The organism is Brachybacterium sp. ACRRE (assembly GCF_022346485.1).
GTDB lineage: Bacteria > Actinomycetota > Actinomycetes > Actinomycetales > Dermabacteraceae > Brachybacterium > Brachybacterium halotolerans.
In genome coordinates this window covers 13,320-35,756 of the sequence record NZ_JAKRMO010000030.1, presented here as the reverse complement: position 1 = coordinate 35,756, position 22,437 = coordinate 13,320, and the positions used below count along the sequence as shown (strand labels likewise).

20 protein-coding genes are annotated in these 22,437 nt (G+C 71.4%); 13 read left to right on the top strand and 7 right to left on the bottom strand.

What is annotated here, in order from left to right; translation table 11 throughout:
• Window positions 1-8: 8 nt before the first annotated feature.
• The 6 genes from MHY49_RS19195 (at window position 9) to MHY49_RS10315 (ending at window position 7,055) form a co-directional block, all read left to right on the top strand.
• A complete protein-coding gene (locus MHY49_RS19195) occupies window positions 9-1,007 on the top strand; it encodes a transglycosylase family protein (RefSeq protein ID WP_304502674.1) in 999 nt (332 codons plus the stop codon).
• 274 nt (window positions 1,008-1,281) lie between these two features.
• On the top strand, window positions 1,282-2,127 hold the full coding sequence (locus tag MHY49_RS10335) for a SurA N-terminal domain-containing protein (RefSeq protein WP_239203908.1): 846 nt from the start codon (window positions 1,282-1,284) through the stop codon (window positions 2,125-2,127).
• A 319-nt stretch (window positions 2,128-2,446) separates the two neighbouring features.
• Entirely contained in the window at window positions 2,447-3,886 is a 1,440-nt protein-coding gene (locus tag MHY49_RS10330; RefSeq protein WP_239203907.1) for an MFS transporter, read from the top strand.
• Between the two features lie 143 nt (window positions 3,887-4,029).
• Window positions 4,030-5,202, top strand: coding sequence for a Gfo/Idh/MocA family protein (locus MHY49_RS10325; RefSeq protein WP_239203906.1), 1,173 nt, complete (start codon window positions 4,030-4,032; stop codon window positions 5,200-5,202).
• 107 nt (window positions 5,203-5,309) lie between these two features.
• On the top strand, window positions 5,310-6,158 hold the full coding sequence (locus MHY49_RS10320; RefSeq protein ID WP_239203905.1) for a sugar phosphate isomerase/epimerase: 849 nt from the start codon (window positions 5,310-5,312) through the stop codon (window positions 6,156-6,158).
• A 72-nt stretch (window positions 6,159-6,230) separates the two neighbouring features.
• Window positions 6,231-7,055 (top strand): helix-turn-helix transcriptional regulator, encoded by an 825-nt coding sequence (locus MHY49_RS10315; protein WP_239203904.1) that lies wholly within the window; start codon window positions 6,231-6,233, stop codon window positions 7,053-7,055.
• 12 nt (window positions 7,056-7,067) lie between these two features.
• Here the strand turns inward: MHY49_RS10315 and MHY49_RS10310 are convergent, their stop codons facing one another.
• Window positions 7,068-7,751, bottom strand: coding sequence for a tetratricopeptide repeat protein (locus tag MHY49_RS10310; protein ID WP_239203903.1), 684 nt, complete (start codon window positions 7,749-7,751; stop codon window positions 7,068-7,070).
• Between the two features lie 145 nt (window positions 7,752-7,896).
• On the opposite strand from MHY49_RS10310, the gene MHY49_RS10305 reads away from it, so the two are divergent.
• Window positions 7,897-8,694, top strand: a complete 798-nt coding sequence (locus tag MHY49_RS10305) for a VOC family protein (RefSeq protein ID WP_239203902.1) — start codon at window positions 7,897-7,899, stop codon at window positions 8,692-8,694.
• Between the two features lie 32 nt (window positions 8,695-8,726).
• Here the strand turns inward: MHY49_RS10305 and htpX are convergent, their stop codons facing one another.
• Entirely contained in the window at window positions 8,727-9,593 is an 867-nt protein-coding gene (gene htpX / locus MHY49_RS10300; RefSeq protein WP_370646098.1) for a zinc metalloprotease HtpX, read from the bottom strand.
• Window positions 9,594-9,812: 219 nt separating this feature from the next.
• Here htpX and xylB point away from each other — a divergent pair, with 219 nt between their 5' ends.
• Together xylB and MHY49_RS10290 are read left to right on the top strand one after the other, a co-directional pair.
• Window positions 9,813-11,222 carry a xylulokinase gene (gene xylB, locus MHY49_RS10295; protein ID WP_239203901.1) on the top strand — a complete coding sequence of 470 codons (1,410 nt, stop codon included), beginning with the start codon at window positions 9,813-9,815 and terminating at the stop codon, window positions 11,220-11,222.
• 93 nt (window positions 11,223-11,315) lie between these two features.
• Window positions 11,316-12,893 carry an AMP-binding protein gene (locus MHY49_RS10290; protein WP_239203900.1) on the top strand — a complete coding sequence of 526 codons (1,578 nt, stop codon included), beginning with the start codon at window positions 11,316-11,318 and terminating at the stop codon, window positions 12,891-12,893.
• Between the two features lie 30 nt (window positions 12,894-12,923).
• On the opposite strand, the gene MHY49_RS10285 is transcribed toward MHY49_RS10290, so the two are convergent.
• Window positions 12,924-13,364, bottom strand: coding sequence for an anthrone oxygenase family protein (locus MHY49_RS10285; protein ID WP_239203899.1), 441 nt, complete (start codon window positions 13,362-13,364; stop codon window positions 12,924-12,926).
• A gap of 55 nt (window positions 13,365-13,419) precedes the next feature.
• On the opposite strand from MHY49_RS10285, the gene MHY49_RS10280 reads away from it, so the two are divergent.
• Window positions 13,420-14,082 carry a TetR/AcrR family transcriptional regulator gene (locus MHY49_RS10280; protein ID WP_239203898.1) on the top strand — a complete coding sequence of 221 codons (663 nt, stop codon included), beginning with the start codon at window positions 13,420-13,422 and terminating at the stop codon, window positions 14,080-14,082.
• A gap of 43 nt (window positions 14,083-14,125) precedes the next feature.
• On the opposite strand, the gene MHY49_RS10275 is transcribed toward MHY49_RS10280, so the two are convergent.
• On the bottom strand, window positions 14,126-15,916 hold the full coding sequence (locus tag MHY49_RS10275) for an L-aspartate oxidase (protein WP_239203897.1): 1,791 nt from the start codon (window positions 15,914-15,916) through the stop codon (window positions 14,126-14,128).
• 87 nt (window positions 15,917-16,003) lie between these two features.
• Here MHY49_RS10275 and MHY49_RS10270 point away from each other — a divergent pair, with 87 nt between their 5' ends.
• The 3 genes from MHY49_RS10270 to MHY49_RS10260 all read left to right on the top strand — a co-directional run bounded on the left by MHY49_RS10270 (window position 16,004) and on the right by MHY49_RS10260 (window position 18,873).
• Window positions 16,004-16,954: a LysR family transcriptional regulator gene (locus tag MHY49_RS10270; RefSeq protein ID WP_239203896.1), complete on the top strand. Its 951-nt coding sequence runs from the start codon at window positions 16,004-16,006 to the stop codon at window positions 16,952-16,954.
• Window positions 16,955-17,293: 339 nt separating this feature from the next.
• Window positions 17,294-18,133: an SDR family oxidoreductase gene (locus MHY49_RS10265; protein ID WP_239203895.1), complete on the top strand. Its 840-nt coding sequence runs from the start codon at window positions 17,294-17,296 to the stop codon at window positions 18,131-18,133.
• Window positions 18,134-18,243: 110 nt separating this feature from the next.
• On the top strand, window positions 18,244-18,873 hold the full coding sequence (locus MHY49_RS10260) for a stage II sporulation protein M (protein WP_239203894.1): 630 nt from the start codon (window positions 18,244-18,246) through the stop codon (window positions 18,871-18,873).
• 190 nt (window positions 18,874-19,063) lie between these two features.
• Here the strand turns inward: MHY49_RS10260 and MHY49_RS10255 are convergent, their stop codons facing one another.
• The 3 genes from MHY49_RS10255 to MHY49_RS10245 form a co-directional block, all read right to left on the bottom strand.
• A complete protein-coding gene (locus tag MHY49_RS10255; RefSeq protein ID WP_239203893.1) occupies window positions 19,064-20,629 on the bottom strand; it encodes a GMC family oxidoreductase in 1,566 nt (521 codons plus the stop codon).
• Entirely contained in the window at window positions 20,629-21,216 is a 588-nt protein-coding gene (locus MHY49_RS10250) for a hypothetical protein (RefSeq protein ID WP_152351889.1), read from the bottom strand. Before MHY49_RS10250 ends, MHY49_RS10255 begins: the two co-directional genes overlap by 1 nt.
• Before the next feature lie 169 nt (window positions 21,217-21,385).
• A complete protein-coding gene (locus MHY49_RS10245) occupies window positions 21,386-22,252 on the bottom strand; it encodes an IclR family transcriptional regulator (RefSeq protein WP_239203892.1) in 867 nt (288 codons plus the stop codon).
• Between the last annotated feature and the right edge of the window lie 185 nt (window positions 22,253-22,437).

The following is a 22,437-nucleotide window of genomic DNA, read 5'->3' as shown; positions in this document are numbered from 1 at the left end:
CATCTCCCATGTCGACCCATGAGAGCACCTCGACGCTCAACGCATACCTCCGCCGCGGCGCCATCGCGATCGCCGGCGGCGCCCTCGTCGCCACCGGCATGATGGCGACCACCAGCACCGACGCCCACGCCGACCAGTGGGACACCGTCGCTCAGTGCGAGTCCGGCGGCAACTGGTCCACCAACACCGGCAACGGCTTCAAGGGCGGACTGCAGTTCACCGACTCCACCTGGAAGGCGTACGGCGGCACCGGCAGCCCGCAGAACGCCTCCAAGGCGCAGCAGAAGGCCGTCGCCGAGCGCGTGCTCGCCGGCCAGGGCAAGGGCGCATGGCCCGTCTGCGGCAAGGGCCTCTCCGGCTCGGGCGACTCCAACGCCTCCATCCCCAGCGGCGGCTCCTCGAGCTCGAGCCACAAGAGCTCCTCCTCGAACTCCTCGTCCTCGAGCTCCTCCAAGAGCACCAGCTCGAAGCAGTCCAGCAAGCCCCAGGGCGACTGGAGCTGCGACGGCGACGGCATCGCCAACAACTGCACCGAGAACGGCTTCACCAAGAAGACCGAGAAGAAGCAGAGCACCTCGCAGTCCACCTCCGGCACCAAGAAGTCCAGCGAGAAGCAGGGCGACTGGAGCTGCGACGGCGACGGCATCGCGAACAACTGCACCGAGAACGGCTTCACCAAGGAGACCGCGAAGAAGAGCACCTCGCAGTCCTCCTCGAACTCCTCGGCCCCCGGCATCTCCGTGGCGGGCACCCTGGACGTCGACGGCAAGATGGGCCCGAAGACCGTCTCGGCTCTTCAGGACTGGCTGAACATCGACCAGACCGGCAAGATGGACGCGCAGACCGTCAAGGCCGTCCAGGCCTGGACCGGCAACACCCAGGACGGCGAGCTCGGCTCGGCGACCGTCAAGGGCATCGAGCACCAGGTCGGCGCCACCCAGAACGGCGGCGACCAGCTGGACTCGGGCAGCGTCAAGACCCTGCAGGCGTTCCTGAACCTGTACTGATCCGGACTCGGGAGTCCCTCCCGCACTCCGCGGATCCGAAGACCGCGGCGGCGAAGCACTCGTGCCTCGCCGCCGCGGTCTTCTGCGTTCCCCGCAGTCCCGGCGCCCCGCAGTCCGGGCGCCCCGCGCTCCCGACCCCAGCCCGACTCCCGTTCGGCGTCGACCCGCCGTCGGCCCCTCCCATCCGGGGCTGGGCGGGCACTGAACACTCCACGAACACGGCACCAGGGTTCGACCTGTACCGTCGCCCGAGCCGTCCACCCCAGGAGGATCCATGACCACCATCAGGACCACCGCCCGACGCGCGCTCGGCGCCGTCTCCCTCACCGCCGTCCTCGCCCTCGCCGCATGCGGCGGCGGGCAGGGGGCCGACCAGTCCGGCTCCGGTCAGCAGCAGGGCTCCCAGCAGTCCGCGAGCGACGGAGGCCAGCAGGGTCTGCAGTCCCAGCAGGGAGAGCAGGGCAAGCCCGACCTCTCCGGCGTCCCCGATCCCGTCGCCGAGGTCAACGGCACGAAGATCAGCAAGGACGAGTTCAGCCAGGCCTACGAGTCCCAGTACCAGCAGGCCACCATGTCGCAGCAGTCCGGCGGGCAGGCGCCCGACGAGGACTCGCTCAAGAAGCAGGTCGCGGACCAGCTGGTGGACAACCAGCTGCTCACCCAGGCCGCCGACAAGGCCGGCATCAAGGCCGGGGACGACGACATCGACAAGACCCTGGACACCATCGCCCAGCAGAACGGCATGAAGTCCGGCGACGAGGTCGTCAAGGCTCTCGAGCAGCAGGGCTCGAGCGAGAAGCAGGTCCGCCAGGACGCCGCCTCCCAGTTCGAGCTGACCGCGTACATCGACAAGAAGGCGAAGATCTCCGATCCCAGCGAGAAGGAGCTCAAGCAGCAGTACGCGCAGCTGAAGAAGCAGTACGAGCAGGCCGGCCAGGCCCAGAGCCAGTCCGGCGGCTCCTCCGGCGCGAGCGACGGCGGGGGCTCCACGCAGGTGCCCGCCTACAAGGACGTCAAGGACCAGCTCGCCCAGCAGGCGAAGACCCAACAGGAGGGCGAAGCGGCCACGAAGATCGCCCAGGACCTGCGCAAGGACGCGGACGTGACCATCAACCTCTGACGTCGGGTCCCCCGACACCTCTCCGACGCGCCGGCGGCGGATGCTCCAGGGCATCCTCCGCCGGCGCTCCGCGTCTCCCGGGCTTCACGTCTCTCGGCTGTCACGTCTCCCGGCCGCCGTGTCTCCCGGCCGCCGAGCCTCCCGGGTATCGGAGCAAAGCGCGGCAACAAGGTTGCCGCGCGTGCCGAGCCGTCCACAATCGGAGGGCAGGCGCAGCGGACCCCGGTCCCCGCCGATCACCACGGCGAAGCAGTGAGCATCGACGTCACGCGTGCTCCCTCCCCCTTCTGCCTCTCAAGGATGAGACACGGAGATGCACATGAGCACGATCCAGGCTCCCGACATCGCGTCGGCCCCGACACCCCACCGGGTTCGCCCCTTCGGATGGCGCGACAAGTTCGGGTACATGTTCGGCGACTTCGGGAACGACTTCACGTTCCTGCTGCAGTCCTCGTTCTTCCTGATCTTCTACACGAACGTCATGGGCATCAACCCGGCCCACGTGGGCACCCTGCTGTTCGCCGCCCGCATCGTCGACGCCTTCACCGACGTGGGCGCGGGACGCCTGATCGACGTGCTGAGGCCCGGCCGGTCGGGCCGCTTCAAGCCCTGGCTCCTGCGGATCATGATCCCCGTGGCTGTGATGGCCGTGCTGATGTTCAGCCCGTTCCTGCAGGACGGCGCCTACGGGGCGCGCCTCGCCTGGATGATCGTCACCTACATGCTGTGGGGCTCGGTCTTCTACACGCTGATCAACATCCCCTACGGCTCGATGGCCTCGGTCATCTCGAACAAGGTGGGAGAGCGCTCGTCGCTGTCAGTGTTCCGCTCGCTCGGCGGCACCCTCGCGAACCTCGCGGTCTCCGTGGTGCTCCCCCTGGTCGTCTACGTGCAGATCGACGGCCGCTCCGAGCTCTCCGGCACCCGCATGATGCTCGCGGCGCTGGCCTGCGCGATCCTCGCGGTCGTCTGCTACGTGCTCTGCTACGTCAACGTCGAGGAGCGCATCGAGACCCCGCCGAGGCCCAAGGCCGAGCGCATGGGCTTCGGGGCCGTGATGGGCACGCTCCTCACGAACCGCGCGCTGACCGGCATCGTCGTGGGCGCGCTGCTGATGCTCATCGGCCAGATGTCCCTGATGGCGCTGCTGCCGTACGTCTACAACGACGTCTACAACCACGGCTCGCTGCTCTCGCTCGTGAACCTCGTGGGCCTGCTCCCGACCCTGCTGCTCGTCCCCTTCGCGACCGCGCTGGGCAAGCGGTTCGGCAAGAAGGAGTTCGGCATCTTCGGCATGGGACTCGCCTTCGTCGCCGCTCTGATCCTGTGCGTGATCCGCACCGACAGCCCGATCGTCTTCATGATCGGCTACATGCTGATGATGCTCGGCATCGGCTGCATCAACCTGCTGATCTGGGCGTTCATCACCGACGTGATCGACTTCCAGGAGATCCGCACCGGCGAGCGGAACGACGCGACCGTGTACTCGATCTACTCGTGGGCCCGTAAGCTCGGCCAGGCCTTCGCCGGAGGACTCGCCGGCTGGGCCCTGGCCTGGATCGGCTACAAGGAGGGAGGCGTCCAGCAGACCGAGGGCGTGCTGGGCGGCGTCTACAGCCTGACCACCCTCCTGCCAGGCCTGCTCTTCGCGGCCACCGCCCTCGTCTTCGCCTTCTGGTACCCGCTGTCGAAGAAGCGTGTGCACGAGAACGTGGCCGCCCTGGAGGCCAAGCACGAGGCCGAGGGGACGCAGGCCTGATCCGACCGTCGGCGGCTCCTCGCGAGGGGCCGCCGACTCCATCGACGCGGGGAGCTCGAGGAGCCGGCCCGCCCCATCCGGCCCGCATCGCGGGCCACCCGTCACCCACCGCAGACAGTCACCCATCGCAGACAGGAGACACCATGTCGGAGAAGAACGTACGGCTCGGCATCATCGGACTCGGGGCCCAGGGCGGCATGTACGCCGGGCTCCTGGCCGACGGGAGGATTGAGGGCATGACCCTCGGCGCGATCGCCGACACGGACCCGGCCAAGAAGGACCTCGCCGCGCAGAAGCACGCGGGAGTGCCGTTCTACGACGACTACGTCGCGATGCTCGACTCGGGCGATGTCGACGCGGTGGTCACCACGGTCCCCCACTACCTGCACCCCGAGATGACGATTACCGCGATCGGCAAGGGCATCCACACGCTCACGGAGAAGCCGGCCGGCGTGTACACGAAGCAGGTCGAGGAGATGAACGCCTTCGCCGCCGCTCACCCCGAGACCACCTTCGCGATCATGTTCAACCAGCGCACCAACCCCGTGTACACCGACCTCAAGGACCTCATCGGCTCCGGGGAGCTCGGGCGGCTGCGCCACACCTCGTGGATCATCACCACCTGGTGGCGCCCCCAGGCCTACTACGACCAGTCCGCATGGCGCGCCACCTGGGGCGGCGAGGGCGGCGGCGTCCTCGTGAACCAGGCCCCCCACCAGCTGGACCTCTGGCAGTGGCTCTGCGGCGTCCCGCAGAAGGTGTTCGCGAAGCTCGCCTTCGGCTTCCAGCGCGACATCGCCACCGAGGACGAGGTCAACGCCGTCGTCGACTTCGGCGACGGGGCCACCGGCAGCTTCATCACCTCGACGAACGACATCATCGGCACCGACCGCCTCGAGATGCTGTTCGACAAGGGGAAGATCGTCGTGGACGCCTCCAAGAAGGTGACGATCACCCGCCTGAAGCAGGACGAGCGCTCGCTGTCCGACGGCATGTCCGCCGAGGACGTGGGCAAGCTGTTCATGGGCAAGATCGACACCGCCGACCTCTACGAGACCGAGGTCAAGGAGTACGAATCGGCCTGGGGCCAGCAGCACATCAGCGTCCTGACCAACTTCGCGGCCCACATCAACGACGGCACCCCCCTGATCGCCGACGGGGCCGAGGGCATCAACGGCGTCCGCCTCGCCTCCGGCATGCAGCTCTCGGCCTGGACCGGCCGCGAGATCGACCTCGTGGAGTACCCGGCCGACGAGTACCTCACCGAGATCAACAAGCGCATCGAGGCCGAGGGCCAGTTCCCCACGCGCTCCTGAGCCCCGGACCCGGGCGCCCGCGCTGGTCGCGGTGTCCGGGTCCCTCCCCCGCGGAGCCTCCGGCGTCCCGCGCCCACCACCACCGGATTTCGAAGGAGAAGACCACCATGCCCGTCCTCGGACTGCAGCTGATGATGCTCAAGGACCAGATCAACGAGAAGGGGATGTACGAGGTGCTGCGCAGCGTGCGCGACCTCGACATCGACGCCGTCGAGGTGTCCCAGGTCGAGATGACCGACCAGCTCATCGACGACCTCGTGCGCGGCAAGGAGGACTTCGGCGTCGAGACCGCCGCCATGAGCGCCTCGATCGCCCCCGGCGGCAACGGCTTCGCCCTGGAGACCGAGTTCGACCGCGCCGTGGAGGCGTGCAGGCGCACGGGCTCGCGCTTCCTGCGCATCGGCATGATGCCGTTCTCCGCGATGGTCTCGAAGGAGGCCTGCGAGGCGTGGGCGGCCGAGGTCGAGCCCTACGCGGCCCGCCTCGCGGAGCAGGGCGTCACGCTGTGCTACCACAACCACCACGTGGACCTCATCCAGTTCGACGGCGAGCGCATCTTCGACATCGTGCGCCGGGTCGCGCCGTCCCTGCTGTTCGAGGTGGATCTGCACTGGGTCCAGCGCGGCGGCATGGCCCCGCTGGACATGCTCGAGGCCTACTCCGGCGCCTGCAAGCTGATCCACGTCAAGGACTTCCGCATCGCGCCGCTGAGCAAGGAGCTGTACGAGCAGTTCTCCACGGACAAGATCTCGATGAAGGAGTTCCAGGAGCACTTCCTGAACCTCGCTCAGTTCGCGGAGGTGGGCCAGGGCAACATGAACTGGCCCGATCTCCTGCCCGCCGCCGAGAAGGCCGGTGCCGAGTACTTCCTCATCGAGCAGGACGACACCTACGGCCGCGACCCGATCGACGCGATCCGCGACTCCCGCGAGTACCTGCGCTCGATCGGCTACTGACGCGGCGCTCCCGTCGGGGCCCCGGTATCGACCCACGGGTCGATGTCGGGGCCCCTTCGTATACTCTCCGGCGTGACCGCGATCACGCCCCCGAGTGCCGGCTCCGCCCCGGCTCCGGCGGCCTCTGCCCAGACTTCGGCTCCGGCTCCGGCTCCGGCCGACGATGCGCGCACGGCGGCCCGCTGGGCCTCCGTGCTCGAGCTGGCGCGCGGCCGCTCGGCGGAGCTCGGCGTCGAGGATCTCGCCGAGCAGGCCGGCTACAGCCCCTTCCACTTCTCGCGGCTGTTCACGACGCGCTACCGCGTCTCCCCCGGCCGCTACCTCACCGCGCTGCGGATCGACGCGGCCAAGCGCATGCTCCTGGCCGACGAGGCGCTCCCCGTGGTCGACGTCGCCACGGAGGTCGGCTTCGACTCCCTCTCGAGCTTCTCCCGGCGCTTCCGGGCGGGCGTCGGCCTGCCGCCCGCATCGCTGCGGCGCCTCGCGGACCAGGTCGCCGGCCGTCCGGTGCGTCCCTTCGCGATCACGGGCGACGGCGCGGGCGCGATCGATGTCGGGCTCGACCTGCCGGTGGGCTTCAGCCCGCGCGGGGATCCCTCGGTGTGGGTGGGCTGGTATCCGCATCCCGCGCCGATCGGGCTCCCGCGCGCCGGGATGCTGCTGCGCGGACGACTCGCTGCGCGCCTGCCCCTCTGCGCGGGCGCACCGTTCCTGCTCGGCTTCGCGGTGCCGGCGCACGCGAGCGTCGAGGAGCAGCTGGTGCCCGCAGCCCCCGTCGTCGCCGTGCACCCGGCGCCGCTCCTGGCGGCGGGCGCCGTCACGCTGCGGTTCGGCCCGCAGGACGGGTCGAGCCCGGTCCCGCTGCTCTCCGCACTGCCCTCGCTGCGCCGCTCGTGAGCGCGCGGCCGGTCAGCCCCGGCGCCACGGGACGCGGCGCGCTCGCTCGTCGGCCTCCCGCCCGGCGGAGCAGCCGGTCTCCGCGACCGACCGCAGCCACGCCTCGAGCTCCGGAGCGAGGTCCTGGACCGCCAGGCCCGGCGCGGACGCCGCAGGAGTCTCCCGCCCGGCGGCCGCGAGCGCGCTGCGAGCCGCCTGCGCGGCGCGATGCCGCTGACCCCCGGCGTGATGGACCCGGGCGCGCACGAGCTCGCGCCGGAAGTCCTGGATCGGCACGCTGGACCCCAGGCTCTCGGAGGCGCGCAGAAGGGAGCGCGCCTCACGCAGCGCCGCGCGCGTGCCGCGCTGGGCGAGCAGGTCCGCGAGCTCCACGTGCGCGAGCTGGCTGGTGCCCTGCAGAGGCGGATTCTCCTCGAGGAGCGCGCGCAGCAGGCGCTCGGCCTCCTCGGGATCGTCCTCGTGCAGGGAGCCTGCGAGGTGCTCCATCGCCGCCGATCGCTGCGAGCCCGGCTCGCCCTGTGCGAGGGCCCGCCGCCAGAGCTCGCGAGCAGGCGTCCGCAGGCCCTCCCGCTCGAGATGCACCCCCTGGATCCGCAGGTACTGGGCGCGGTTGTGGGGCCTGGCCCTGCCCAGTCGCAGCTCGAACTGCTCGGCATCCTCGGGCGTCCATGTGGTGCTGCGGAACCAGTCGGCCATGGCCCGGACGATACCGGCACCGCGCAGGAACGGACATACCGCGCCGCTCGCGGGCATCTAGCGTGGTGAGCGCACCGATCGCCCCGGCAGGGCGCTCGCGCAGGGAACGGCCCCGTCCCCTGCCACTCGGACGAAGGAGCAGACCATGACCCGCAGCATCGGAAGCACCACCTGGCTCGACGTCAGCGTCCACGACGTCCCGGCCGCCATCGCGTTCTACTCCGGCCTGTTCGGCTGGGAGTTCGAGGACATGGGCGAGGACTTCAACCACTACCACCTGATCCGCAACGACGGCGCTCTCGTCGGCGGGCTCATGGACGTCACGGGTATGACCTGCCCGGCGGGCGACCCGCTGCCCGCGGCATGGAGCGTGTACCTCCTCGTCGACGACATCGACGCCCGCGCCCGCCGCGTCACCGAGAACGGCGGGATCATCGTCTCCGGCCCCCACCCCGTGGGCGACCAGGGCAGCATGGCCGTGGTCCTCGACTCGACGGAGGCGGGCGTCGGCCTCTGGCAGGCGGGCACGCTCGAGGGCTTCGACTTCACCGGCTCGCCGGGCTCGCCCGTCTGGTCCGAGCTGATGACGCACGACTTCGACGGCGCCTGCGCGTTCTATCGCAGCGTGGTCGACGCGGACCTCGTCCCGATGAGCGAGTCGATGGACGACGATGCCTTCCGGTACGTCACCAACGGCCCGGAGGGGAAGAACGGCTGGGGCATCTGCGACGCCACGGGCGTGATGCCGAAGGAGGCGACCGGCTGGCGGATCTACCTCGGCGTCGAAGCGGCCGACGCCGCCGTCGCCCGGGTGCAGGAGCTCGGTGGGAGCCTGCTCGACGGTCCCGTCGACTCCCCCTTCGGCCGCATCGCGACCGTCGCCGACCCGGCCGGCGCGACCTTCCAGATCAGCGCGATGAGCGAGGCCGTCCCCGAGGGGTGAGAGCGGGGCGTGCCGCACGCCCGCACTCCACGTCAGGCCCGGCCCATCTCCTGGGCGAGGCGCTGGAGGCGGGCGATGCGCTGTTCCGTGGGCGGGTGGGTCGAGAACAGCTGGCCCATGCCCCCGCCGCGGAAGGGATTCGCGATCATCATGTGCGCGGCGTCCTGCAGCTCCTGCTCCTGCGGGAGCGGGTGCGCGGCGACGCCGCCGGAGATCTTCTGCAGCGCGGAGGCGAGGGCGAGCGGATCGCCGGTGAGCTCGGCGCCGTCGTGGTCCGCCGAGTACTCGCGCGTGCGGGAGATCGCGAGCTGGATGAGGGTCGCGGCGAGGGGCGCGAGGATCATCGCGAGCAGGGCGCCGATGATCCCGCCGCCGCCCTGGCGGTCGCGCCCGCCGCCGAACCACAGCGCCATCTGCGCGAGCGAGGTGATCACACCCGCGACGCCCGCGGCGACGGAGCTGGTGAGGATGTCGCGGTTGTACACGTGCATGAGCTCGTGGCCGAGCACCCCGCGCAGCTCGCGCTCGTCGAGCAGCTGCAGGATGCCCTCGGTGCAGCACACGGCCGCGCGCTTCGGGCTGCGGCCGGTCGCGAAGGCGTTGGGCTGCTGGGTGGGTGAGATGTACAGGCGCGGCATGGGCTGCCCGGCCTGGTCCGCGAGGTCCCGCACGATGCGGTGGAGCCCGGGCGCCTCCTGCGCGGACACCTCGCGGGCGCGCATCGAGCGGATCGCGATGGTGTCGGAGTTCCAGAAGCTGATGAACGTGCCGACCAGGCCGATGAGCGCGAAGATCCAGATGAAGTTCCCGCCCAGCATGTAGCCGACGGCGAGCAGGACGCCCCAGAGCACGCCGAACAGCAGCGCTGTCTTCACGATGTTCATGACGCTGCGTCCCACGGCTTCTCCTTCGTCGGCCTCGAGAGGTGTGCTGGCTGAGGTGCGTTCCCGCGCCGCCACACTATGGGCGTCCCCTGGAGGCGCGGCGGGGGTCTGCTGGAGGAACGCTCCACGCGGCCGACGCGTTCCCCGTCCGTGCCGTGATGCGGGCGACATCACGCCCCGTAAGCTGGGGCGCGTCCGCGTGCCGCTCCCCGACCAGCGCTCCCTGGAGGCCCCATGCCCACCGCCGTGCTCGGCATCGATTCCTCGACCCAGGCGACCAAGGCCGTCCTCGTCGACGCGGAGAGCGGCGAGGTCCTCGCCGAGCAGCGCGCGCCCCATCCCGGAGGCACGGAGGTCGATCCCCGCGCCTGGATCGACGCCCTCGAGACGGCCTGCGAAGGGCTGCTCGAGAGGGCCGACGCCGTCTCCGTGGGCGGCCAGCAGCACGGCATGGTGCTCCTCGACGAGGCCGGCGAGGTGGTGCGCCCGGCGCTGCTGTGGAACGACACCCGCTCCGCCCCGCAGGCCGCCGCCCTGATCGAGGACATCGGGGGCGCCGCCGCGACCGTCGACCGCATCGGGTCCCTGCCCGTGGCCTCCCTCACCGCGACCAAGCTGCGCTGGGTCGCCGAGAACGAGCCCGCGTCCCTGGACCGGGCCGAGCGCGTGCTCCTGCCGCACGACTTCGTCTCCCGCCGTCTCTCCGCGGGCGGCGACGCCTTCTTCACCGACCGCGGGGACGCCTCCGGGACCGGCTACTACTCGACCCGCGAGGAGGGCTGGGACCATGAGCTCCTGCGCCTGGCGACCGGCGGGCGCGACCTCGCGCTCCCCGAGCTGCCGGCCGCGCCCCAGCAGGTCATGGCCCGCACCACCTCCGGCGCGGCGATCGCCGCGGGCACCGGCGACAACATGGCCGCCGCCCTCGGGCTCTCGCTCGGCCCCGGCGACGTCTCGGTCTCGATCGGCACCTCCGGGGTGTGCGCCATGGTGAGCGACGCTCGCCCCGCGGACGCCTCGGGCACCGTCACGGGATTCGCCGACGCCACGGGCCGCTTCCTGCCGATGGCCACGACGATCAATGCGGCCCGCATCCTCGACTTCGCCCGCGAGCTGTTGCAGGTCGACTTCGCGGGGCTCGCGGATCTGGCCCTGGCCTCGGAGCCCGGAGCAGGCGGCGTCACCCTGCTCCCGTACTTCGACGGCGAGCGCACGCCCAACCGCCCGACGGCCCGCGCCACCCTCCAGGGCATGTCGACCGCGACCACGCGCGCGGACATCGCCCGCGCCGCGGTCGAGGGTCTGCTGTGCTCCCTGGCCGACGGGATCTCGGCGCTCGAGGACCTCCTGGGCGATTCGCTGCCGGGCGGCCGGGCGCGCCGGATCGTGCTGATCGGCGGCGCCGCGCAGAACGAGGCGGTGCGCCGCCTCGCGCCGGCGGTCTTCGGCCGCGAGGTGACGATCGCCCCGGAGGGCGAGTACGTGGCGCTGGGCGCGGCCCGGCAGGCGGCGTGGGCGCTCACGGGCGACCAGGAGCCGCCGGCCTGGGAGATCGCCGGCGGCCGCACTCTCACGGCGGAGCCCACTCCCCAGGTCATGGACGCCTACCGGCAGCTCAAGGAGCACACCTCCGAGTGGTCGTGACGGCGGCTCGTCCCCGGGATCTCCCACCGGGCGCAGGGGTGCGCCCATAGACTCCTCGCACCGTCCGTGCGATGAGTCGTCGAAGGAGACACCATGCCGTTCCGCAGCCCCCGCCCCGACGTCGAGATCCCCGATCTGACGCTGTACGACCTGCTGTTCACCTCTCTCTCCCCGGAGGACCTCGAGAAGGTCGCCGTCGTCGACGGCGCCTCGGGGGCCGAGACCACCTACGCCGCCCTGCGGGACCAGGTCGATGCGATCGCCGGCGCGCTCGCGGCGCGCGGCGTCGGCGTCGGGGACGTGGTGGCCCTGCACTCGCCGAACTCGCCCGCCTTCGTCGCCGTCTTCCACGGGATCCTGCGCGCCGGCGCCACGGCGACCACGGTGAACGCCCTGGCCACGGGCCATGAGGTCGCCGCCCAGCTCGAGGACTCGGGGGCGAGGACGCTGCTGACCGTCTCCCCGCTGCTGTCCGCCGCGACGGAGGGCGCCGCAGCGGCGGGCATCGCCTCCGAGCGGGTGATCGTGCTCGACGGCGCCGAGGGCCATGAGGCGCTCGCCGACCTTCTCGCCTCGGGCGCCCCCGCTCCCGAGGTGTCCGTGGACCCGTCGACGCATCTCGCGGTGCTCCCCTATTCCTCGGGCACGACGGGACGTCCCAAGGGCGTGATGCTCACCCACCGCAACCTCGTCGCCAACGTCGCGCAGTCGGCCGATCTCGTGGGGGTCGGGCCCGAGGACCGCGTCCTGGCCGTGCTGCCCTTCTTCCACATCTACGGGATGACGGTGCTCCTGGACCTCGCCCTCCTGCAGCGCGCGACCCTGGTGACGATGCCGCGGTTCGACCTGCCGGAGTTCCTGCGGATCGTGCAGGACCAGCGCTGCACGTTCGTGTTCATCGCCCCGCCGATCGCGGTGGCCCTGGCCAAGCATCCGCTGGTCGACGAGTTCGACCTCTCGGCCGTCACCACGGTGTTCTCCGGCGCCGCGCCGCTGGACGGGGAGGTCGGCGGCGCCGTCGCCCGCCGCCTGGGCTGCTCGGTGCGCCAGGGCTACGGGATGACCGAGATGAGCCCCGTCTCGCAGCTGATCCCCGCCGGGAGGGACGACCTGCCGCTCAGCAGCGTCGGGATCACCGTCCCGAACATGGAGTGCATGCTGCAGGACCCGGCCACGCGCGAGGAGATCCCGGTGCCCGCCACGGGCGTGAGCGAGCCCGGGGAGCTGTGCTGCAAGGGGCCCAACGTCATGGTCGGCTACCTCAACAACGAGCAGGCCACGTCGCTGACGATCGACGAGGACGGCTGGCTGCACACCGGCGACATCGCGACCGTGAGCGCGGAGGGCGTGGTCTCCCTCATCGACCGCCTCAAGGAGCTCATCAAGTACAAGGGCTACCAGGTCGCGCCGGCCGAGCTCGAGGCGACCCTGCTCGCCCACCCGCAGATCGCCGACGCCGCCGTCGTCGGCGGCCGGGACGAGGCCGGCGAGGAGATCCCCAAGGCCTTCGTCGTCCTCCAGGAGGGCGCCGAGCTCACGGAGCAGGACGTCATGGACTTCGTCGCGGGCCGCGTCGCGCCCTACAAGAAGGTCCGGCAGGTCGTGATGATCGACGCGATCCCGAAGTCCTCGAGCGGCAAGATCCTGCGCCGGAACCTGCGGGGCGCCTGAGCGCGGCCGGAGGACCGCAGCGGCTGCGGGTCAGGCCGGGCCGACGACCCCGAGCACGACGAGGACGAATCCCAGGATCTGCAGGCTCCCGCGGACCGCCTGCAGGACCTCCCAGCGACTGCGCATGGCCTCGAAGCCATCGGGGGCTGTGCTCGTCGTGATCCTGCCCGTGCGCACGTTGACCGGCACGTTGCCCAGGATCGTGACGAGGAGGGCGAGGGCCAGCACCGCGCTCGCGACGACGAGCAGGGCGCCGCCCTCGCGCGCCGCGAGCAGCCCGGCGAGGATCGGCGCAAGGGTCATGCCCACGGGCATCACCCTCCCGAACGTGCGCAGCAGTCCCTTCTCGAGGATCACGCGGCTCTCGAGCGGCAGACGCCGTGCGACCGGGTGCACGAAGGCCACGGAGGAGAACTCCGCGCAGCCCACGAATCCCGTCACCAGGACGGTCGCCTCGCTCAGCACTGCCACCACCGCACCCCCATGATGTCTACGTTGTTCACATCGCGGACGCTACACTTCCGATGTGAACAACGTCAACACTCGCCCGTACCACCACGGCCGCCTCCACGACGCCCTCGTGGAGGAGTCGCTCGCGCTCCTGCGGGAGAAGGGCCCGGACGCCGTGACCCTGCGTGAGGCCGCGCGGCGCGCCGGGGTCACCCCGTCCGCCGCGTACCGGCACTTCGCGAGCAGGGACGCGCTCATGGAGGCCGTCGGGGACGAGGTGCTGGGAGCGCTCCAGCACGCGCTCGTGGGGGCGGTCGACGAGCTGGCGGGCGACGCGCCCCCGCGCGACCGCCTGCGCGCGGCCGGCCGCGCCTATGTGCGCTTCGCGCTGCGCGAGTCCTCCCGCTTCCGCATGCTCTCCTCGATGACCCGGGACGCCGGTGCCGCCGCACGCCGGACGGACCCGGTGCCGGACCCGTTCCTCCTCCTGCGAGACCTGGTGCGCGAGGCCTCCGGCGAGCCGGCAGAGGCGCAGGCGGCCGAGGAGCAGGCGGAAGCGAAGCAGCCGGCCGGAGAACCGGGGAGCGCACCCGTCGACGACCTCGCGGTCGCCCTGTGGTCCAGCGTCCACGGACTCTCCGTGCTGCTGACCTCCGGCGCCCTGCGCGGACTCCCCCCTGCCCGCCAGGATCACCTGATCGATTCCACCGTGGAACGGGCCGTCGGCATGGTTCCGTGACGGGCCCCTCTGCGACTCGGACCGCGGCGGCGAGGATCTCGACTCACTCGACGAGCTTGCCCTCCGAGGAGTCGTCGGCCGGAGCCTCGACCAGATCGCGCAGATCCTCGGGCACCTCGGGCAGCGGCTCGAACACCACCCCGCTGTCGGGGCTCCACACCATGTTCCCGCGCAGCTGCGGATCCTGCTCCGGGAAGTCCGCACGGTTGTGGCAGCCGCGGGTCTCGCGCCTCTCGATCGCGGACTCGAGCGTCGCACGGGCGGCGAGCAGGGAGCCGAGCAGGTCGAAGGCGTGGGCGAGGTCGTCGAAGCCCGCGATGTCGGGGTGGGCGGTGACCTCGAGGGCCCGCGTCTCGAGCTCCTGGATCCGCTCGAGGCCCTCGCGCAGCCCGTCCTCGGTGCGCACCACGCCCGCGTGGGCGCTCATCACGTCGCGCACCTCGCGCTGCAGGCGCCGCGGAACCTCGATGCCGTCGCCGGTGAGGAAGGCGCGGATCTCCTCGTGGGCGATCTCGACGGCCCGCGGATCGCGCTCGATGCGCGTGCGCGCCCGGGCGTACCGGGCGGCCTCGGCGCCGGTGATCCTCCCGTAGACGAGCAGCTCGATGAGGGAGTTCCCGCCCAGGCGATTCGCGCCGTGCAGTCCCGAGGAGGCCTCCCCGATCGCGTACAGCCCGTCGACCCCGGTGCCGTGGTCCTCGGGGCGCACCCAGACCCCGCCCATCGAGTAGTGGGCGGTGGGCGCGACCTCGATGGGGGTGGTGGTGATGTCGAGCATCTGCAGGTCGATGAGGGTCCGGTAGACGCGCGGGAGCCGCTCGAGGATCTGCTCGCGCGGCAGGTGCGAGACGTCCAGGAGCACGCCGCCGTTCTCCGTGCCCCGGCCCTCGGCGATCTCGGTGAAGTTCGCGAGCGCTACCCGGTCGCGGGTGGAGAGCTCCTTCCGCGTCGGGTCGTAGCGCTCCATGAAGCGCTCGCCGCGCGCGTTGCGCAGCACGCCGCCCTCGCCGCGCGCCGCCTCGGAGACGAGGGTGCCCGCCGCGTCCTCGGGGGACAGCAGCCCGGAGGGATGGAACTGGACCAGCTCGGCGTCGCGGATGCGGGCGCCGGCGAGCGCGGCGAGGCGGAAGGAGTCGCCCGTGTTCTCGTCGCGGCGCGAGGAGGTGTACCGCCAGATGCGGGTGTGGCCGCCGGCCGCAAGGATCACGGCGTCGGCGTCGATCTGCACCTCCTGGCCGGTGACGATGTCGAAGCCGTAGGCGCCGAACACGGCGCCGTCCGCGACCAGCAGGCGGGTGATGTAGACGGTGTCGATGATCGGCACGTCGAGCTCGCGTGCGCGGCGCATGAGGGTGCGCTGGATCTCGAGGCCCGTGTAGTCGCCGGCGTAGCAGGTGCGGCGATAGGTGTGGGCGCCGAAGAAGCGCTGGGAGAGCCGGCCGTCGGCCTCGCGGGCGAAGGGCATGCCCCAGCGCTCGAGGTCCTCGATGCCGCGGGCGGCGCTGCGGGTGACGGTCTCGACGATCTCGGGGTCGGCGAGGAAGTAGGACTCACGCAGGGTGTCGGCGGCGTGCTGGCGCCAGGAGTCCTCGGGGTCCATGGTGCCCAGCGCCGCGTTGATGCCGCCGGCGGCGAGCGTCGTGTGCGCGTCGTGGGTGCGCCGCTTGCCGACGGCGAGGACCTCGACTCCGCGCTCGGCGAGCTCGATGGAGGCGCGCAGGCCGGCTCCGCCGGTGCCGATCACGAGGACCGAGGTCGAGAGCAGTCGGGTGGGAGGTGCCGTGGGGTTCGCGCTCTGCGCCTGGTCTTCGGGGGTGGTCGCGTCATCGCTCATGCGGCCGACGCTACGGACGCCGCTCCCATAGCGCTAATGCAACTCTGACCTGCCTTCGATACGTGAGTCGCATATACCGTGGGCACCATGAGGATCGATCACCTGCAGGCCTTCGATGCCGCCGCGAGACAGGGCACCTTCACGCGCGCTGCCGAGGAGCTCTTCCTCACCCAGCCCTCGTTCTCCCGGAAGATCGCGGGGCTCGAGGCGGAGCTCGGGGCGGCGCTCTTCGACCGCGGCCGCGGCGGGGCCGCGCTCACGGCGGCGGGCGAGGCGCTGCTGCCGATCGCCCGCCGGATCCTGGCCGATGAGCGCTCCGCCCGTCGGACCCTCGACGAGCTCGCCGGCCTGCGCCGCGGGCTGGTGCGCATCGGCGCCCCGCCCACGCTGTGCGTCTCGCTCGTGGCGGATGTGCTCGCCGCCTTCCACGCGCGCCATCCCGAGATCGAGCTGCACGTGCTCGAGGCCGGCGCCCACACCCTCGCCGAGGCCCTCGAGGCGGGCGACCTCGATCTCGCCCTCACCGTGACCCGCGAGGATCGCCCGGGGGCCGACGGGGCCCGGCTCGTGGCCGACGAGGCGCGGCTGGTCCCGCTGCTGCGCGAGGAGCTCGTGGTGGTCGCGAGCGCGCAGCGCCTGCACGACGGGACGACGCTGCCGGACGAGGTCACCCTCGCCGAGCTCGCCGCGCTCCCCCAGGTCGCCTTCAACCGCTCCTACGAGCTGCGGGCCTCGACCGACGCGGCCTTCGCCGCCCACGGCCTGACCCCGCGGATCGCCGTCGAGGGGGCGGAGATGGACGCCGTGCTGCGCTTCGTCGAGCGCGGGATCGGCGTCGCCGTCGTGCCCGCGATGGTCGTGCGCGGGCGGGCGGGCCTGCGCTCGGCCCGGCTGGTCCGCCCGGCGCTCGAGCGGACGGTCAACCTCGCACTCCGCCGTGACGCGCAGGCGAGCGCGGCGGCCGCGGCGATGCACGAGATGGTGCTCGCGAGCGTTCCCGCGATGGCGGGGCCCGGGGTCGTGCCGCTGCTCTCCTGACAGTCCCGCCGGCCCGTAGGCCGTCAGCACGTAGGCCGTCGGCCCTCGGCCCGTCGGAGTCGGCGTCTCGCCTGCTTCTCGACCGCCTCTCTCCCCGCCTCGCGCCCGCTTCTCGCCCGCTTCTCGCTCGCTTCTCACCCGCTTCTCGCACGCTTCTCGCACGCTTCTGGTCCGCTTCTCGCGGCGCGAGAACCCGCGTTGCCGGTCGGTCCGCGCGCTTGGTCTGCTGAGAGCGTGACCTGAGTCGCAGGCCACGAGGAGCCCGCCCGTCGACCGGCCGATCACGCCGAGCCCGACCTCCGGACTCCGACCCCGAGAACGACTCGATGAGGAGACGCCATGAGCAGCACCGGATCCCAGGAACTCTCGACCGTGGAGAAGGCCCGTGCGAAGGCACCGGACGGGCAGAAGGTGGCCGTCGTGACCGGCTCGGCCCGCGGCATCGGCGAAGGCATCGCGAAGCGCCTCGGTCGCGACGGCCTGCACGTCGTCGTCGCCGACCTGCCGAGCATGCAGGAGGGCATCGACGCGACCGTCGCCGCGATCACCGAGGCCGGCGGCACCGCGACCGGCACCACCGTGGACGTCTCCGACGGGGACTCGGTGGCCGCGCTCGTGCAGACTGCGGTCTCCGCCGGCGGACACCTCGACGTGTTCGTCGCCAACGCCGGCATCGCGCAGGTCAAGGAGCTCCTGGACTACGACGCCGCGGACTTCCAGAAGATCCTCGACGTGAACATCACGGGCGTCTTCAACTCCTACCGCCAGGCCGCGAAGCAGATGGTCGCCCAGGGCCACGGCGGCAAGATCATCGGCGCCGCCTCGATCGTGGCCTTCCGCCCGTTCGCCTTCCTCGGCCCCTACTCGCTGACCAAGTGGGCCGTGCGCGGCCTCACCCAGGCGGCGGCCATGGAGTGGGCCGAGCACGGCATCACCGTGAACGCCTACGGCCCCGGCATCGTGGGCACCGCCATGTGGGACCTCATCGACGAGAAGCTCGCGGCGAAGAACGGACAGCAGCGCGGCGAGGCGCTCGCGGAGAACGCGAAGACCATCCATCTGGGTCGCGTCTCGGAGCCCGACGACATCGCGCGCCTGGTCTCCTACCTCTCCGGCGAGGACTCGGACTACGTCACCGGCCAGACGATCCTGGTCGACGGCGGCATCCAGTTCAGCTGAGCACGCCTTCTCCTGGGGCGCAGGCCCCTCCTTGACCCTGTGGTGACCACATGGTCTGGGGTGAGGGGACCGAGCCGGAAACCGGCCCCCTCACCCCAGGAGGAAGCACCATGCGGTCCCTGCACAGCCCCTTCGTCCCCGTCCTCGACATCATCCGGGAGCACCGGCGCGCCTACCTGCTGCTGAATCTCCTGGCCTACGGCCTCGTGCTCGCAGGCATGGCGGCCGGCGCGCTCTTCCCCGGGCTGAACGCCGCGAGCCTGGCCGACATGGACTCCAACGGATCGACGGCCCTCGCGAGCTCGCTGATGGCCACTCCCCTGCTGTTCGCCCTGGTCATCTTCGCGATCAACGTGGGGACGGTGGGCGTCGCCTCGATCTCCGTGCCCTCCCTCATCGTGCCCTTCGCGGGCATCGCGATCTTCGCCGTGCGCGCGCTGACCATCGGCACCTCCCTCGCCCCCGTCGACCCCACCGTGCGCACGACTCTCGTCCCGCACTCGCTGACACTGCTCCTCGAGGTGCAGGCCTACGTGCTGGTCATGCTGGGGGCCTTCGTGCTGGGCAGGGCATGGCTGCGCCCTGCGAGCGTCGGGGCCGAGCGCCGGCGCGACGGCTACCTGCGCGGGCTGCGCACCCTCGGCACGCTCCTGCTCCCGGCGCTCGTCCTGCTCGTGATCGGCGCCCTCTACGAGGCGTTCTCGCTCGCCTACCTGGTCCCGCTGATGCTGGGCCGGTGATCTCGGCGCGGACGAGCGGCCACGGGGAACGGAGAGCGAGCGACGGGCCCGCGCCCCGGGATTCCTCCCGGGGCGCGGGCCCGTCGCTCGCTCTGGTCAGAGGCTCACGTCGACCGTTCTCATCGGCCACGCGGCCCGGTGGCCACGTGCCCACGCGGCCAGGTGGCCACGTGCTCACGTGGCCTCACCCTCAGACCTCGCCCTTCTTCAGGGCGTCGGCGAGGTACTCGGCCTGGCGGATCGCGAGCGCGACGATCGTGAGCGTCGGGTTCGCCGCCGCGCCGCTCGTGAACTGCGAGCCGTCGGAGATGAACAGGTTCGGCACGTCGTGCGCCCTGCCCCACTTGTCCACGACGCCGTCCTCGGGGCGCTCGCTCATGCGGCAGGTGCCCAGGTTGTGCGTCGAGGGATAGGGCGGGGTGCGGTGGCTGGAGACCGCGCCCACTGCGTCGTAGAGCTTCTGCGACGTGGAGTACGCGTGCTCGCGCATGGCCAGGTCGTTGGCGTGGTCGTCGTAGTGGACGTCCGCGACCGGCAGGCCGTGCTGATCGGTGACCGTCGAGTTCAGCGTGATCGCGTTGGACTCCTGGGGCATGTCCTCCCCCACGATCCAGCAGCCGGCGGTGTTCTCGTACCCGTCCAGCAGAGAGGTGAACTCCGGGCCCCAGGCGCCCGGCTCCACGAAGCTCGCCATGAAGGCGGGCCCCAGGGAGATGGTCTCGATGTAGTAGCCGCCCGCGAAGCCGCGGGCCGGGTTGTGCACCGACTGATCGGCGACGAGCCCGGCCATGGTCTCCCCGCGGTACATGTGCACGGGCTTGTCGAACTGCGCGTACACGCTGCCGGTGAGGTGGCGCATGTAGTTGCGGCCCACCTGCCCGGAGGAGTTCGCGAGTCCGTCGGGGAACATCGAGGACGAGCTCATGTGCAGCAGGCGCGGGGTCTCGATCGAGTTGCCCGCCACGCACACCACGGAGGCGCACTGGCGGTGCAGCTTGCCCTCGGAGTCGAGGTAGAGCACCGCGTCCACGCGTCCGCTGCGGTCGTGGAGGATCTGCGCGACGTGCGAGTCGGGCCGCAGGTCGAGCTTCCCGGTCTCCAGGGCCCGCGGGATCTCCCGCACCATCGTCGACCACTTCGAGCGGTTCTTGTCGCCCTGGAAGTTGAAGCCGTCCTGGATGGAGGCGGGACGGCCGTCGTAGGGCTCGGCGTTGGTGCCGTAGGGGCCGGTGGCGTAGTGCTTCATGCCGAGCTTCTCGGCTCCGGCCGCGAGCACTTTGTAGTTGTTGTTCGCGGGCAGGGCCTTGCGTCCGCCGCGGTGGGTGGAGCCGATCGCGTCCTCGGCCCGTGTGTAGTACGGCTCGAGCTCCTCGAGGGTGATCGGCCAGTCCAGCAGGTTCGCGCCGTCGATGCGGCCGTAGGTGCTGCGGGGCGAGAACTCGTGCGCCTTGAAGCGAGGGGTCGCGCCCGACCAGTGGGTGGTGGTGCCGCCGACGGCCTTGACGATCCAGGCGGGGAGGTTCGGGAAGTCCGTCGCCACCCGCCAGGAGCCCGAGGTGGTCCGGGTGTCGGTCCAGGCCATCTGGTTGAAGGCCTCCCACTCGAGGTTCATGTAGTCCTCGTTGCGCAGGTAGGGTCCGGCCTCCAGGAGCACGCACTCGATGCCCTGCTTGGTGAGCTCGTAGGCGAGGGTTCCGCCGCCGGCGCCGGAGCCGACGATGACGACGGGCTTCGCGTCGTGGTCGATGCTGGTCATCAGTTCTTCCTCCCGGATCCCACGCGCGTCGAGCGCGCCTTGCTCTGTCCTGCGGGGACGGCCGCACCGCGCGTGCTGCGGGTGGACGCCGCCGTCGGCAGGTCGGAGACGACCTCCTGCAGGGGCTCGCCGTCGTACTCCTCGATGCGCGGGTCGGGCAGCCAGTCGAGGTCGTCGAAGCCGCGGTCGATGTACCCGCCCTTCTCGAACGAGGGCCCCTCGTAGCCGACGGCCTCCCAGAGCTCCTCGTCCTCGTAGAGGTTCACCACGACCGTCTGGCGGATGAAGCCGAAGAACGTCGTGTGCTGGATGCGCAGCAGGATCAGGTAGGCCTGCTCCTGGGGCAGCTCGTGGAAGCGCCCGTCGGCGAGGCCCTGCAGGGAGTCCAGGCCCTGGGCGACCTTCGCCCGCAGCCAGGCGCTCTCCTCGGCCTGGGAGAGGACCGTGTCGGCGACTCGTTCGTACGCTGAGTCGGGCACCGTCTTCTGGTGGGGGAAGGCGGCCTTGATGAGGGCCACGAGCGTGCGATGGGCCTCCGCGGTCCCCTCGACGTCGTTGACCGCTTCGCCGCAGTCCGATGTGCTCATGACGTGTCCTTCCTCCGGCGTCGTCGCCGGTGATCGTCGGTGATCCGAGACACACACTAGGAAGGCGGCGGGACCCCGGGCCACGGGCGTTCTCGTCGGGCGAGAACGGGGGCCGACGGGCGAGTGCATCGGGCCCTGATCCTCGGGTGCGGACGGCGGGGGCCCGCCCTCAGCCCTGGTGACCACCCAGGCGGTAGGCGCGGCCCGCACGCGAGGCGCAGGCGCGCACGCGGTCCTCGATGTGGCGCGTGCGGCCCTCGTAGGCGCGGACCGGCGCGGAGACGGCGACGGTGCCGATGAGCATGCCGTCGTCGGCCTTGAAGGACGCGGCCAGGCAGTCGGTGCCGCTCTGGAACTCCTGGTGCTCCCAGGCCACGCCGCGTTCGGAGATCTCGTCGAGCTGTCGGCGCAGGACCACGGGATCGGTGAGGGTGCGGTCCGTGTGCGCGAGGAGGGTGCGGCCGGCGAGGTAGTCGTCGCGCTCCTCGATGCTGAGGGCCGCGAGCCCCACCTTGCCGAAGGCCGTCGCGTGGGGGCTCTCGTGGAATCCGAAGCCCATGGGGCTCAGGCGCGGGGCCTGCGGGGAATCGGCCACGAACACCACCACGAAGTCGGTGCCGCGGTGGATGGCGAGGTACGAGGCCATGCCGAGGTCGCGGTGCATCGCGCAGACCTCGTTGCGCACGGCGCGCGGGATCCCGAGGTCCTCGTGGAGGCCGACGGCGAGGCGGTGCAGCTGGTAGCCGAGCGCGAAGCGCTTCTCGTCCTTCAGGTGCACCAGGTAGCCGGCGCGGATGAGCTCCTGGGCGAGGCGGTACACGGTGGGCAGGGGGATGCCCGTGGCATCTGCGATCGCGCGTGCCGTGCTGCTGCCGCCGGCCGCCACGGCCTCGAGCACGGCGAACGCGCGGGGGATCTGACCTGCGGGAGCGTCCTCGTGGGGGTCCAGCGAGGCGTCCTCGCCCAGTCGCTCCGGAGCTTCGCTCCGACCTTCCGGGGCCTCATCGCCCCGCTTCTGGTTGAACACCGTCGTCACGTGCCCATCCTCTCAGGTCCGCTCGCCACTGTCATACCGGGAGCGCACGATGACCGGCCGGGAGTCACCGCCCGACGCCGCCGACTGGACCCGCGCTTCTCGCCCTGCAAGAAGCGCGGTTCCGCGTCGGCCGATCGGGCATCATGCTGGGACGCGAGCGGACCGTCCCCGGCCCGCACCCGATC